Source organism: Bifidobacterium boum, assembly GCF_000741535.1.
Taxonomy (GTDB): Bacteria; Actinomycetota; Actinomycetes; order Actinomycetales; family Bifidobacteriaceae; genus Bifidobacterium; species Bifidobacterium boum.
This window is the reverse complement of sequence record NZ_JGYQ01000015.1, coordinates 1-12,328: the sequence shown is the minus strand read 5'-3', so window position 1 is coordinate 12,328 and position 12,328 is coordinate 1. Positions and strand designations below refer to the sequence as shown.

The window sequence follows — 12,328 nt, the reverse complement described above, 5'->3', positions numbered from 1 at the left end:
TGGCGATAAGCAACACCCGGTAGTTGTCGGTCAGCAGCATCGGCAGCGAAGCGATGCAGATGAACACGAATCCGCAGCATGTCACCGGCCCGACCGGTGCGGTATCGCTGATCCGCCCGGCGATGAACGCTCCAGCCAACATCGCGAGGAATACGCCCGTATTCACGAATCCGATGAGCGTCGCGTTCACGCCGGTGCGCATCAGATGCAGCTGAATCGCATATTGGAAGCCATTGACCCCGAAATTCGCCAGTGCGGACGACACCATCGTCAGCACCAGCATCCTGCGGTGCAGCGACCATGACCACCCTTCGGCGAAATCACGGATAAATGACGCGCCGCTTGCATTTTCGCTGTTGCCGCCACCGTCGCTATTGCCGTTGCCGCTATCGCTACCATTCCGCGGATTCCCGATAACCCGGATACGTGTCGCAGCCACGTCTGCCAGCAGATACATGACCGCAGCCGACAGGAACGGCAGCCACGGGGCGATGCCGTACAGCAGGCCGCCGACCGGGCTACCGGCCATATTTATGGTCGCGTCACGACCTTCGTTGAGACTGCGCGCTTTCGGATATGAGCGAATATCGACGATGGATTTGAGCATCGCATCCGAGGCGGGGCCAAGGAACCCGTTGACCGCGGACTCGAACACCGCGATAGCGAGCAACACGGGGAAGACCAGCTTGCCGGCCATGAGCAGCACGGCGACTGACCCCCAGCAGATGACGCCCATAGTTGCGTTCACGATAATGAGCGTTTTGCGGTCGTGGCGGTCGGCGAATGTCCCGCCGAACACGGCGGTCACCTGCTGTGCGATCGCGGCCAGCGATCCCAACCAACCTGCGGCCGTGGTCGATCCGGTGAGCTTGTAGCCGATCAGGGAGACCGCCAGATATCGCAGGGCTACGCCGACTGCCGTCGCACTGTCCGCCGTGAACCATGGCACGTAACCCGGGATATTCCACAGCCTGCGTTCGCGCGCAGGAGCAGACTGGCGGTCAGCCCGTTGCGCACGCGTCTGGCGCCTCACAGCTGCGCGGCGGTGTCGGGCGTGGTGAACCAGACGAGTTCGTCGGTGGCGTCCGCGAAGGATGACGGCCAAGCGGGATCATTGCGTGTGGCGAACACGTGGGCCAGCGCGTCGGCTTTTCCGGCGCCGGCGGTCAGGAACCACATGCGGCGCGTCTGGGCGAGCAGCGGCGCGGTCATGCTCAGACGCAGCGGCGGCATCTTGGGGGAGTGATTCACGCCGACGACCAGTCGGTCTGCGATGGACACCTCGGCATGCCCGGGGAACAGCGATGCGTAATGGCCGTCCGGACCCATGCCCATCACGGCGATATCCATCACCGGTACAGCGCCCAGTTCGCGGACCAGTTCGCGCTCGTACGCGCGTGCCGCTTCGTCGAGCAGCGCATCGGTCGTCGTGTCATCTGCCGCCGTGATATCCGCAGCATTTCGGGTATCCGCAGCCATCTCGTGGATGTTGGACTCGGGCAGCCGCCCATCGGCGACAAGCCGGTCGAGCAGCATGCGGCGTGCCTGCAGCGCGTTGCGATCATTGTCGTCGGCGGCGACGAATCGTTCGTCCGCCCACCACAGGTGCACGCGCGTCCAGTCGATGGTATCGGTCAGCGGGTTGGATGCCATGTATTCCAACGCTTTGATGGTGTCCGAACCGCCGGTGAGCGCTACATCCACGCGGGTGCGGGTCTTGCCGCCGGCGAGTCGTTCGCCGAGCAGGTCGGCGATGGCGAGCAGCAGACGTTGCGCACCGGCTTGGGCGACCGCGTCTTTGGTCGGATATACCACGAGTGTGCGTTGAGCCATAATTCCTCCTGATTCCGCGTGCCTCAAACCAACGGTTGCGTTCGGCGGGCATGTTTTTCGATCTTCTTGCCAGCATAGTCGCAGCGCGGTAACCGGGCGGGTGACTGTCTGCGTGACTGTCTTCGTGGGACCGCCGGATCGCAGCATCCCCAACAGCTGGACGCTCGAAGGACCGGTCGATCTGCAAGCGCAGGCAGACTGGTATCGCAGCCTGTTCGACGCGATGGCCTCGCGTGACTGGGTCCGCGGCTGCGTGCTGTGGAGCTGGCCGCCGGTCCTGTACAGCGCCGACGCTGCAGCCTCCGACCGCTACTACGAGTTCTACAACAAACCCGCCGAATCTGTAATCTGCGAGGCGTTCGCCCGCTGAATCACTGTGGGTGCGTCGCGGGTGTGTCCTGATGATGACGTCGCGGGTGCGTCATGATGATGTATGTCCTGATTGCGTCCTGACGGCATGATGCTTGCGTCCCGACAGCGTCCCGATGACATGATGATTGTGCCCAGGCATCGTCCGCGCGGCGTTTCGATTGCGTCTCAGCAGTATGAGCGTCGCCGCTCTCCCAGCACCCCAACGCTGGTTCCCCAACACCGGCCCAACATACCAGTACCAACAACGCCCGGCTGCATAACGCCGATCAGGAAGCAATTCCCAATCGGCGCCGCACAGCCGGGCGTCGCGTTATCGTGAAAAACCCGATGACCGAATAGTTGGTATCCGGTCATCGGCCCCAAACCGCCAATCCGCCTGGCTCAGTGCGAAATCAGATCCCAGCCCTTGTTGATGACGTCCGCGTAGACCTCATCGGGGTCCATGCGGCGCAGTTCCTCGGTCAGGCAGTCTTCGAGCGTGCGCACCGGTACGCTGATCGGCTGCGGGGTCTGCCCGGGAACACTGATGATCGACTGGTCCTCGTGCGGGCGTTCCAACGACAGCACGCCGCCGTCCTGGCGGGTCAGGTACACGCCGGTGACCGCGGCCGCGTTCTCATCAACCTCGAAATCAACCGGCACGTTGAGCTTGAGCCGCAACCACGCGCGCAGCAGGTCCGCGGGCAGGAAGTCGTTCGGCGCGGTGACGCGGGCGTGCACGATCGGGATGTGCGGCGGCTGGTCGACCATCGAGGCGAGCATGGCGCGCCACACGGTCAGGCGCGTCCACGACAGGTCCACATCTTGGGCGGACCAGTTGCGGCGGAGCCGTTCGATGGTGGCTTCCGGGTTACTGGACCGCATCGCGTCGGTGATACGGCTCGACGCCATGGCGCCCAACAGGTCCTTCGACGGGTTGGACGGCGGATTCGTCGGCCACCAGGCCACGACCGGCGCATCCGGCACGAGCAGCGGGATGACCAGCGTGTCGAGATGGTCGACCAGGCCGTTGCGCGGGCGGAGCACAATCACTTCGCCGGCGCCTGCGTCCGCGCCGAATCGCACTTGCGCGTCGAGATTAGATTCGTTGGCAGTCTTGGCGCTGGAGCCTTCGCCGTCAGTGCCATCCTCGCCTTCAGCTGACACCGCACCAGAAGCGATGGTGGCGTGCGTGTTAGGCACAATCGCAATCACGCGGCAAGGATGCTCACGGCTCGCCGCATTCGCGACTTCCAGCGAGTTCTCAAGCTCGGCGTCGTCGGTACGAATCAGCAGCGTGAGCACGCGCCCGGTCGCCGACTCGCCGCGCTCCTCATGCAGTTCGTCGATTTTCGCGGAGATTTCGCGGGTTCGTGTATTAGGCAGGTCGATAATCATGGCATCCTCCAATGGCGGCCGTCACGGGCCAGCATCTCGTCGGCTTCCGCCGGGCCCCACGTGCCGGAACGGTAGGGTTGCGGCTGGCCGAGCGTCGACCAGAACTGTTCGATCGGGTCGAGGATCTTCCAGCTCAAATCCACTTCCTCAGTGGTCGGGAAAAGCGGCGGATCGCCGAGCAGCACGTCAAGAATCAGACGTTCATAAGCTTCCGGGGAGCTTTCAGTGAAGGAACGGCCATAGCTGAAGTCCATGGATACGTCACGCACTTCCATCGCGGAGCCGCCGGGGACTTTCGCGCCGAATCGCATGGTCACGCCCTCATCCGGCTGCACGCGGATCACGACCGCATTGCTGCCCAGCTCGCGGACCGCGGTCTGTTCGAACGGCAGATGCGGGGCGCGCTTGAATACGACGGCGATTTCGGTGACGCGCTTGCCCAGGCGCTTGCCGGTGCGCAGGTAGAACGGGACGCCGGCCCAACGGCGGGTGTCCACATCGAGGCGGATTGCAGCATACGTTTCCGTGGTGCTTGACTTGTCGATGCCTTTCTCGTCCAGATAACCGACCACCTCGTGCGAGCCCTGCCAGCCGCGAGCGTACTGGCCGCGGGCGGTGTGGGCGCGCAAGTCCTTCGGCAGGCGGACGGCGGACAGCACCTTGGTCTTCTCGGCTGTCAGATCCTGCGCGGAGAAGCTGACCGGCTCCTCCATCGCGGTGAGCGCCATGAGCTGCAGCAGATGGTTCTGGATGATGTCGCGTGCGGCGCCGATGCCGTCATAGTAGCCGGCGCGGCCGCCGATGCCGATATCCTCGGCCATCGTGATCTGCACGTGGTCCACGTAGTTCGAATTCCAGATCGGCTCGTACATCTCGTTCGCGAATCGCAGTGCGAGAATGTTCTGCACGGTTTCCTTGCCGAGATAATGGTCGATGCGGAACACCGAGCTCGGGTCGAAAACCTCGGACACCACGCGGTCAAGCTCGCGGGCGCTTTCCAGGTCATGGCCGAACGGCTTCTCGATGATCACGCGACGCCACGCGCCCTCGGTGGAGCGTGACAGGCCGGATGCGGCGAGTTGCTTGGAAACCAGCGGGAACGCGCGCGGTGGGACTGACATGTAGAAAGCGTGATTGCCTTGCGTGCCGCGGTCTCGGTCAAGCTCCTGCACGGTGTTGCTCAGCCGTTCGAACGCCGCGGGATCGTCGAAGGTGCCCTGCACGAAGCGGATGCCCTTGGCAAGGTTCTCCCACGTTGATTCCTTGAACGGGGTGCGGCAACGGGCCTTGACTGCCTGCTTGACGAATTCGATGAAATGTTCGTTGGTCCAGTCGCGGCGGGCGAAGCCGGTCAGGCCGAAGCTAGGCGGCAGCAGACCGCGATTCGCCAGATCATAGACGGCTGGCAGGAGCTTCTTCTGAGCCAAATCACCGGTCACGCCGAAAATCACCAGACTGCACGGGCCGGCGATGCGCGGAAGACGCAGGTCGCGCGGGTCGCGCAGCGGGTTGGTCCAGGTTGGTGTGTTACTCATAATGGCCATCATACGTGTGGGGGAGGTGTTTGGTTTCGGGCCGTCCGCGCTGCGGTGCTGATTTCACGACTGGCGTATCGCGCCAAACAGGCCGGTTGTGGGTCGGCGGTGGGATATCGCTCTGTTGTTGTGACTGCCCGATTGCACGGCTGTCAGATGGCGGCAGATTTTGTCTCTGCGGTTGGGGTATCTCTCCGCTGTGCGACTGACGGGTCGCAAGGCGGAGAGATATCACCGGGTCACGGTTCTGCCATCAGGCTATCTGCCCAGCATGCGACTGCCGCGTCGCACAACGGCCGGGTATCGTACGCCATCCGCCCGTCGCCGTCCCCCCGTCCGTCTGCCGCCCGTCGAATGTCGCAACCGTGCCCGACGATCGGAGTATGGAGACTCATCATCGCGTTGCGGTGCTGTGTGCGCTGCCGCAGGAAGTTGAACCCATCATCGAGGGCTTGCATGGAATCGAGCGCAGCAGCCGGTACGGCACTGATTTGGCCACCGGGCAGCTTGGCGAGGTGTCTGTCGTCGTGTGCGTGGGCGGTATGGGGAAGGTCGCCGCAGGTGCCGCCGCCCAAATGCTGATCTGCGAATATCATCCGGATGCCTTGATATTCAGCGGTATTGCGGGTAGTCTCAATCCGCTGCTGGAAATTGGGGATATCGTGGTCGGCCGTTCGCTGGTGTATCTGGAGACCAACAACGACATCATCGCCGAATGCGACCCCTTTTTGTACACGTATGCGTCCGATGCCCGTCTTTCTGCGCTCGCCTGCCAGGTTCTGGACGAACAGGGGTATCGTCGCGTGCCGTCATTGGCTGAAATGGACGGTACCGCCGCTGCTGTTGCCGCCACTGACAACGATCCCAACCGCCGGTACACGCTCGGCACAATCGCGACCAGTGACCAGTTCAACACCGATCCCGACGTACTCGAGCACACCCGCCGCGTCTGGCATGGCGACTGCGAGGAGATGGAAGGCGCGGCGGCCGCCCACGTGTGTGCCAAGAACCGCGTGCCCTTCCTGGCCGTGCGCGCGATGAGCAACCGCTGCGGCGAGGCTTACGAAGACCTCAACCGTCACCAATCGGACATGACCCTCGCCGCCCAAAACGCCGGGGCGGCGGTCCGGGCGGTCCTATCAGCGTTACATGTGGCACAAATCCACCACGCATAAGCCGAACTCTCGTGGAATTACCCGAAATTCACCGCACGCCACCACCCATACGGCCGGTCATCGAGGGAAGCGCAGAATCTGGTAGGCGAACACGCAAGCGGTACCGTAGGACGGGGTGATGGTGACGATGCGGGCGGTGTCATTGCCGTCCGAGCCGATGCTCAACGTGGTTCGCTGTACCTGCTTGTCGTCACACCGTATGGTGCCGCGTTTCGTGGTGCTGCCGATTTCGTAATCAACCGTCAGATTTCCCGTGCCGATGCAGTACACCGTCAGCTGATAGGTTCCCGCCTCAATCTGGAAGTTCTCCACGTTGTGCGCGACATTGGGTTGCCGCAATCCGTACGTTCCGGTGGAATAGCTGGGCGATGGGCCGAATTGCGTGACAAGCTCCGCGCCTGCGGACCCGCCGTCACCGTTTTCGATTCTCAGCTTGCCGGCGTCGAGAGACTCCTCGATCTGTCGCGTATATGATGCCGGAAGCTCCGGAGCTGATGTGCGTTTGCCGCCGGTGTCGCCTTCGGGCGCGCCGCTCGCTGAGGCAGATGGGCTTGTCGAGGCTGAGGATCTTGCCTCCGAGGAAATCTGCTCTTTCGAGACAAGTGCGCTCTGCCCGCCGCGCTCGTCGTACCCGCCGATCAGACCCGTCAATGCGACCGTCGCCGCGATAATCATTGCCGCGACGACTACCGCCGCCAAAGCCGCACGAATCGCTCTGTTGCGGTTGTTGCTGTGCTTGTCGTCCATCTTCGACCCCCACTCAGTACTTCGGTTGTTGCGATAATCATCGGTGATTGTCGCTGTGAACATACCGTGGTTGTCACGATAGTCCCCCGCAGTCCGCGTCGCAAGACTCGCCTCGCTTCTTGTCATGCTTATTTGTGTTGTGCAGATTCGCTGTCATCAGTCAGGAACCCGGCAAAATCGCAACAAATCGCCCAACAGCCATCAGGCGGAAGGGAAGGGGGAGTTCTCATCACTCTTGATACAGATATGCGGCCATCCTTGCCGCGTTTTGTATCATTTATTGTATCAACGCAGTTGTGGAAGCAGTCTGATACGTGGCAGATTGGGGACAATCCTTGCGGGGGAATTTGCTGTATGCGCGGCGGATCTACACCACATGCGAACTCTGAGAAAAGTGCCCCCCGTGGGACTCGAACCCACAACCCACGACTTTACGATCCGATGTTATCTTCGCTCTGCTTTTTCTTTCGTGAATTTTCATTTTAGTGTGCCTTTGACAGTGGTGTCAATAATTAGAGGCGTTTTCTAAGCCTTTTTATTTTCTAAATTCATAACACATTCACACTATAACTATTTCACTCTGTCACACAATCACACGTCAACGCAAGTGTGAGATAACACAATCACACGAAAACACAGGAAAGGAATCAGCAATCATGAGAATCACCATCGCCAACGCGAAAGGGGGAGTGGGCAAGACCACCTCCGCAATCTACCTGGCCCAGGCAGCATCCCTGAAAAACCATCAGGTCATCGTCCTGGACGCCGATCCCCAAGGATCAGCCAGCCAATGGGCTGACATGGCATCCCAGGAAGACCGGTCTCTCGATTTCGACATTCTGCCCGCCAATCCGGCCACCCTGAAAAGACCCAGGAAGACCGACCGCATCGAGATCGTGGACGCAGCCCCCACCGGCACAGCCCTGGCCGTAGCCATGGAAACCGCCGACTTCACCATCATCCCCTGCTCAGACAGCCCCCCTGGGCGCGCAGCAAGCCTGGGCGACTCTGGAGGCAGCGAAAACACCAGCGGCCATCCTCCTCGTGCGCGTCGAGCAAGGAACCAAAGCCCTCAAAGCCGTCACCGACGCCTTCCAGCAGTGGGCCACCCCCATCTTCGACGCCCAAATCCGCAAACGCCAGGACATCAAAACAAGCATGGGACACAAACCGTTGAAGCTGTGGGAATACGCCCAGGCATGGCAGGAGATCGAACAAACCATCACAGGAGGCCAATCATGAAAACCTACCTCGTCCAACAGAAAAGAACCATCTGCCAATACCAGAGCGCCACCATCAGCGCCGACAGCAGTCGGGAAGCCATCGAGATCTTCAACCAGCTGAGCGATGAAGACAAGCAATGGCAGGAAACCGACCACAGAACAGTCAGCAAATCACACGCCTATCTCATCAGAAACTACCAGCAATAACACAAGCGTAAAATCACACAATCACACGAAAACACAGGGAAAGAACAACCATGAAAAACATGAACCTCACCCCACAAGCCACACACCACATCATCCAGGAACTCACCCACACCACCACACAGGCCACGAGCGACGAATGGAAAGCCACCGGGCTGAAAGTCCGGCCGGATACGTGGAAAAGAGCGAAACGATACGCCGCCGACCACGAGATGAAACTGCAAAACCTCGTTGACGAAGCATTCCGCTACTACCTGAACCAGACGAACTAGCCGCTAGAAACGCTAGTATCGCGGGTATTGTAAGGGGAAATCTATGCATGTGAGAGGAAGAATACGGTTATGGAACATCCAACGCACAGACAACCACCCCAGGAATGGGTTCCCCTGCTCGACCAATGGGTCAAATACCTTAGGATTCGTGGCTGTACACCAGCCACTATCGAAAACTGGTGGTACAACGTCAGCCGTCTCGCTCTCATCCTGAACAAGCCCGCCTACCAAATCAGTGACGAGGACATCATCGACTACATGGACAGGGGATTAAGCGCCAATGGAATCAGAAACAACAGGAACGCTTTCAACAGCTTCTTCGACTATCTGATCACCGCTGGCCTCCGGGAAGACAACCCTCTAGCCGCACTGCCGAAAGTCAAAAGAGACAAACACAAAATGAGGCCCGCCAGCCGTCAACAAGTCGAGAAGGGCCTGCACGACCCGGACCCCACCACCCGTCTCATGGTCATGATGCTCGCCGACCTAGGAGTCCGCAGAAGTGAGCTCGCCCAGATCCGCAAAGAGGACCTCATCCAGGAAGACAAATACACGACCATCATCATCCATGGCAAAGGCGATGAGGACAGGATCCTACCGCTATCCCAACGCCTGCAGCAGATCCTCACCACCATGCCGGACGGTTACCTCTTCCCAGGACGCTTCCACGGGCACGTCCACCCTGATACCATCTACCGGTACGTCAAACGAGCCACAGGAGCCACCCCCGCACGCCATCCGCCGCCGCTTCGCCACCGACCTCTGGCATGCGACCGGAGACGCAGTCAAAGTCCAAGGAATGCTCGGCCACGAGAGCTTGGCCACCATGCAAGCCTACATTTACAGCACGCAAGACGATCTGAAACAAGCGGTAGACCAGCTGGTCATCTACCGGCAACATTGCCAAGCCTAACTACAATCAACAGTGAAGGGAACATACATCATGGAAGCAATGGAAAAACTCATAGGGTCCATCGCAGGCATCGTCATCCTCATCTGGATATGCTGGAAGCTCTTCACGGCGTTCCTGCCCCGGCTCTTCGCAATCACCATCGCCCTGATCATCATCAAAACAGGCGTCTGGATGTACAAGAACTCCCGGGAGGACGAGGACCAACCCTACATCGACACCACCGCAGAACCTTACAACGAATAAGGTTTTACTGTGGAATGATTGCGTTGCATCTACGCAAATACATGGCAGTATCCTCTAAAGACATAAGTATTATGGCTTCCCTGTGAGATAGGATAAAGCTTATGCAGATGTTATTTCTTGACGAGAGCGGAACAGCTCCGAATAAAAATGACGTGAGCAAAAGCCCCTATTTTGTGCTTGGTGGTATCATCGTCCCCGAAGCACAATGGAAGTCGCTTCAAAAGAATCTTCGCCAAACAAAAAAGGAATATAACGTTGACGGCGAGATTAAGTGGAGATATTTTATTTATCATCCACTAGCAAAAAGAACGACACCTACATCGCATCTAGACCAAAATCAGCTTGATAATCTACGCGATGATTTGTATCAGATCATCGCACGGACTAAGAGCTTTCGTCTCCTTGCCGCCGTTGTAGATACGAAAGCGTACTACCAGCGGCATCCGTCAAATGATGCTGAGGATTTATATCATGACGCATTCGAGGTCATTTGTGAGAGGTTCCAGTATTACTTACAAGATATGGGTAGGGCAACAACGGGGACCAATATTTATGGCATGATTGTGATTGATGAGAGAAATCAATGGCAGAATAAGCAACTTGATGAGTTCCATTATCAGCTACTGAATAATCATGATGCATATCGTTCAAATTACAATAATCTTGTTGAAGGTCTTTTCATAGCAGCATCCCATCATAGTGTTGGAGTCCAATTTGCTGATTTAGTCGCAGGCGCCGTCTACCGGATGATATCCAAGAATGATGATCGTTTCTATAACAAGATTAAAGATAACTTTAGAAAGAGTCCCGAAGGAGATGTAAACGGATATGGGATCGTATCTGTACCCCATAAAGCAATAAGAATCAGATAAAAATAGACGCCGTGTCGAGAGGTGTACTCTCAAACCTGCAATGTGGCGCAGTCACGGCGTAAGACCTATTATAATGGTGAGCGATAAAGTTGTCAACTCATCTTTGTACCTAAAGATGGGCTAGTACCAGTGGTGCGTTTGCCAGAATGCCTGTGCGCCTACGGGATCATGGTAGCGGCTTTTGATGTACTGCAAATCCCATTTGATCCGGGTTAACGCGTTATCATGCCAATCATCACCGGCGGAAGCCATCTTCGCCCCGGAATGGCCAGGGCCTAAAGCCTGGGGATACCATAAGCGCCACTGGAAGGATTGGTCGCATCCCGCCTCCAACCGGACTCATGTTCCCATATCCATACTAGGGCGTTCCACTGCTTATCATCATCCCAATTCTTATACGCCTGACTGATATACCGTTAGGCCAAGGCTTTCGCCTGCGCGGGAGTCGCATGCACTCCATTTCGGCATATAGGAACCAAAGTTATTGCTTTAGACTTCTCGTTCAGGTGTTGAAGACGGGCATGTGCAGGTCTGTCCATTCGATTGAGGTGCCGGGTTCCGGGGCGTCTCCGCCGAGGGGTTCGTCTGTTTCGGCGTGGGCGGGTGGTGTCGTGTCATCCGGTATGGCGAAGCGGTAGGGGTCCGGCTTGGCGCTCTTCATGTAGCATGCCCATTCGCATGCGAGGACGCGGTGTCGTCCGGGAAGGCCGCGGTGATTGACGAGCATGCGTTTGATCGGCGCGTTGATTCCGCCCTCGAGGCGGTTGGTGGTGCACGGAACGGGGCCGGCGGATGCGAGTGCGGGATCGAGGAATGCGAACAGGGATCCCGATCCGGGCAGCGATTCCAGCCTGTGATAGCAACGTCGCAGGGGCTGGTGCGTCCACCACCATTCCTGTCCGGTGGCGCGGGGGGTCCCCGGGCGCGTCCTTGGCATAGGTGCGTTCCGCGAGCATGTCGCGCCACCGGTTGTGCCATTCGTGCAGTTGCACCGCCCATGCCGCGGCCTGCTCCGTGTCGTGTATTCCGGTGATCGTGTCGGCGAGCCGCTTGAGCTCGCGTCCCGCCTGCAGGCGCGGCCTTGATGTCAGGTCGCGGCGTGAATCCCGTTGCACATGCACGAGGCAGCGTTGTATGCGGGTGCCGGGCCATGCCCGCCGACAGGCTTTCTCGATGCCACGGAGGCCGTCGCATACCAGCACGTCCGGCGCGGGGATCCGGGAGAACAGCGCGGTGTACTCGTCCGTCGACTCCCGCACGCACCACTGCCATGCGATGACCTCTCCGGACAGGCCGTCTATGACAATCAGCAGGCATCCGCCGCCTTTCAGGTACATGCCATCCGCCATGACCACATGCCTGGCGGCGGCGTCGGGTTCCAACACGGGGCGCAGGCCCCAGCACCAGGAGGTCCTCTTGCGGAACGCGCGCGACCCGGACGGCTGCGGCGATGGCGCGAGCAGCCAGCCGAGGAACTCCGCCAGCTCGGCGCGTCTGCGCCTGGACAGGTCACGTACCGCGCCCGTCGTCCTGCAACCCTGGCACATCCAGCGTTGGCGTCC

12 protein-coding genes and 2 pseudogenes are annotated in these 12,328 nt (G+C 59.2%); 7 read left to right on the top strand and 7 right to left on the bottom strand.

Annotated elements, in window-relative coordinates; genetic code table 11:
- Positions 1 to 220: 220 nt before the first annotated feature.
- Positions 221 to 949 (bottom strand): annotated as a pseudogene (locus tag BBOU_RS09675) (MFS transporter); the annotation flags it as partial.
- Positions 950 to 1,029: 80 nt separating this feature from the next.
- Positions 1,030 to 1,833: a 6-phosphogluconolactonase gene (gene pgl, locus BBOU_RS04890; protein ID WP_026503529.1), complete on the bottom strand. Its 804-nt coding sequence runs from the start codon at positions 1,831 to 1,833 to the stop codon at positions 1,030 to 1,032.
- A 112-nt stretch (positions 1,834 to 1,945) separates the two neighbouring features.
- On the opposite strand from pgl, the gene BBOU_RS04885 reads away from it, so the two are divergent.
- Positions 1,946 to 2,203 carry a glycoside hydrolase family 113 gene (locus BBOU_RS04885; RefSeq protein WP_152595612.1) on the top strand — a complete coding sequence of 86 codons (258 nt, stop codon included), beginning with the start codon at positions 1,946 to 1,948 and terminating at the stop codon, positions 2,201 to 2,203.
- 383 nt (positions 2,204 to 2,586) lie between these two features.
- Here BBOU_RS04885 and BBOU_RS04880 read toward each other — a convergent pair whose 3' ends face one another.
- Both BBOU_RS04880 and zwf read right to left on the bottom strand, forming a co-directional pair.
- Positions 2,587 to 3,582 (bottom strand): glucose-6-phosphate dehydrogenase assembly protein OpcA, encoded by a 996-nt coding sequence (locus BBOU_RS04880; protein ID WP_026503531.1) that lies wholly within the window; start codon positions 3,580 to 3,582, stop codon positions 2,587 to 2,589.
- Positions 3,579 to 5,117 carry a glucose-6-phosphate dehydrogenase gene (gene zwf, locus BBOU_RS04875; RefSeq protein ID WP_026503532.1) on the bottom strand — a complete coding sequence of 513 codons (1,539 nt, stop codon included), beginning with the start codon at positions 5,115 to 5,117 and terminating at the stop codon, positions 3,579 to 3,581. The genes BBOU_RS04880 and zwf overlap by 4 nt, the downstream gene beginning before the upstream one ends.
- 383 nt (positions 5,118 to 5,500) lie before the next feature.
- On the opposite strand from zwf, the gene mtnN reads away from it, so the two are divergent.
- A complete protein-coding gene (mtnN, locus tag BBOU_RS04870) occupies positions 5,501 to 6,292 on the top strand; it encodes a 5'-methylthioadenosine/S-adenosylhomocysteine nucleosidase (protein ID WP_051616916.1) in 792 nt (263 codons plus the stop codon).
- Between the two features lie 57 nt (positions 6,293 to 6,349).
- Here the strand turns inward: mtnN and BBOU_RS04865 are convergent, their stop codons facing one another.
- The gene (locus tag BBOU_RS04865) at positions 6,350 to 7,102 is read right to left on the bottom strand and encodes a DUF6023 family protein (protein ID WP_026503534.1); all 753 of its coding nucleotides are present in this window, start codon (positions 7,100 to 7,102) and stop codon (positions 6,350 to 6,352) included.
- A gap of 593 nt (positions 7,103 to 7,695) precedes the next feature.
- Between BBOU_RS04865 and BBOU_RS04860 the strand changes: the two genes are divergently transcribed.
- The 5 genes and pseudogenes from BBOU_RS04860 to BBOU_RS04835 all read left to right on the top strand — a co-directional run bounded on the left by BBOU_RS04860 (position 7,696) and on the right by BBOU_RS04835 (position 10,766).
- Positions 7,696 to 8,469 (top strand): nucleotide-binding protein, encoded by a 774-nt coding sequence (locus tag BBOU_RS04860; RefSeq protein ID WP_238552058.1) that lies wholly within the window; start codon positions 7,696 to 7,698, stop codon positions 8,467 to 8,469.
- Between the two features lie 50 nt (positions 8,470 to 8,519).
- Positions 8,520 to 8,738 (top strand): hypothetical protein, encoded by a 219-nt coding sequence (locus tag BBOU_RS04850; protein WP_026503538.1) that lies wholly within the window; start codon positions 8,520 to 8,522, stop codon positions 8,736 to 8,738.
- Between the two features lie 69 nt (positions 8,739 to 8,807).
- Positions 8,808 to 9,651: pseudogene (locus BBOU_RS09110) on the top strand (tyrosine-type recombinase/integrase).
- A 30-nt stretch (positions 9,652 to 9,681) separates the two neighbouring features.
- Positions 9,682 to 9,894: a hypothetical protein gene (locus BBOU_RS04840; protein ID WP_033490248.1), complete on the top strand. Its 213-nt coding sequence runs from the start codon at positions 9,682 to 9,684 to the stop codon at positions 9,892 to 9,894.
- A 101-nt stretch (positions 9,895 to 9,995) separates the two neighbouring features.
- On the top strand, positions 9,996 to 10,766 hold the full coding sequence (locus tag BBOU_RS04835; protein ID WP_026503541.1) for a DUF3800 domain-containing protein: 771 nt from the start codon (positions 9,996 to 9,998) through the stop codon (positions 10,764 to 10,766).
- A 120-nt stretch (positions 10,767 to 10,886) separates the two neighbouring features.
- Here the strand turns inward: BBOU_RS04835 and BBOU_RS09690 are convergent, their stop codons facing one another.
- The gene (locus tag BBOU_RS09690; RefSeq protein ID WP_478209778.1) at positions 10,887 to 11,018 is read right to left on the bottom strand and encodes an aggregation-promoting factor C-terminal-like domain-containing protein; all 132 of its coding nucleotides are present in this window, start codon (positions 11,016 to 11,018) and stop codon (positions 10,887 to 10,889) included.
- A 362-nt stretch (positions 11,019 to 11,380) separates the two neighbouring features.
- A partial coding sequence (locus BBOU_RS09100) for a transposase (protein ID WP_162177000.1) occupies positions 11,381 to 12,328 on the bottom strand: 948 nt, incomplete at its 5' end.

Excerpts from the sequence above, each read along its gene's own strand:
- pgl (WP_026503529.1), bottom strand. The coding sequence starts at position 1,833 with ATGGCTCAACGCACACTCGTGGTATATCCGACCAAAGACGCGGTCGCC.
- BBOU_RS04880 (WP_026503531.1), bottom strand. The coding sequence starts at position 3,582 with ATGATTATCGACCTGCCTAATACACGAACCCGCGAAATCTCCGCGAAA.
- zwf (WP_026503532.1), bottom strand. The coding sequence starts at position 5,117 with ATGAGTAACACACCAACCTGGACCAACCCGCTGCGCGACCCGCGCGAC.
- mtnN (WP_051616916.1), top strand. The coding sequence starts at position 5,501 with ATGGAGACTCATCATCGCGTTGCGGTGCTGTGTGCGCTGCCGCAGGAA.
- BBOU_RS04865 (WP_026503534.1), bottom strand. The coding sequence starts at position 7,102 with ATGTTCACAGCGACAATCACCGATGATTATCGCAACAACCGAAGTACT.
- BBOU_RS04860 (WP_238552058.1), top strand. The coding sequence starts at position 7,696 with ATGAGAATCACCATCGCCAACGCGAAAGGGGGAGTGGGCAAGACCACC.
- BBOU_RS04850 (WP_026503538.1), top strand. The coding sequence starts at position 8,520 with ATGAAAAACATGAACCTCACCCCACAAGCCACACACCACATCATCCAG.
- BBOU_RS04840 (WP_033490248.1), top strand. The coding sequence starts at position 9,682 with ATGGAAGCAATGGAAAAACTCATAGGGTCCATCGCAGGCATCGTCATC.
- BBOU_RS04835 (WP_026503541.1), top strand. The coding sequence starts at position 9,996 with ATGCAGATGTTATTTCTTGACGAGAGCGGAACAGCTCCGAATAAAAAT.
- BBOU_RS09690 (WP_478209778.1), bottom strand. The coding sequence starts at position 11,018 with ATGGCTTCCGCCGGTGATGATTGGCATGATAACGCGTTAACCCGGATC.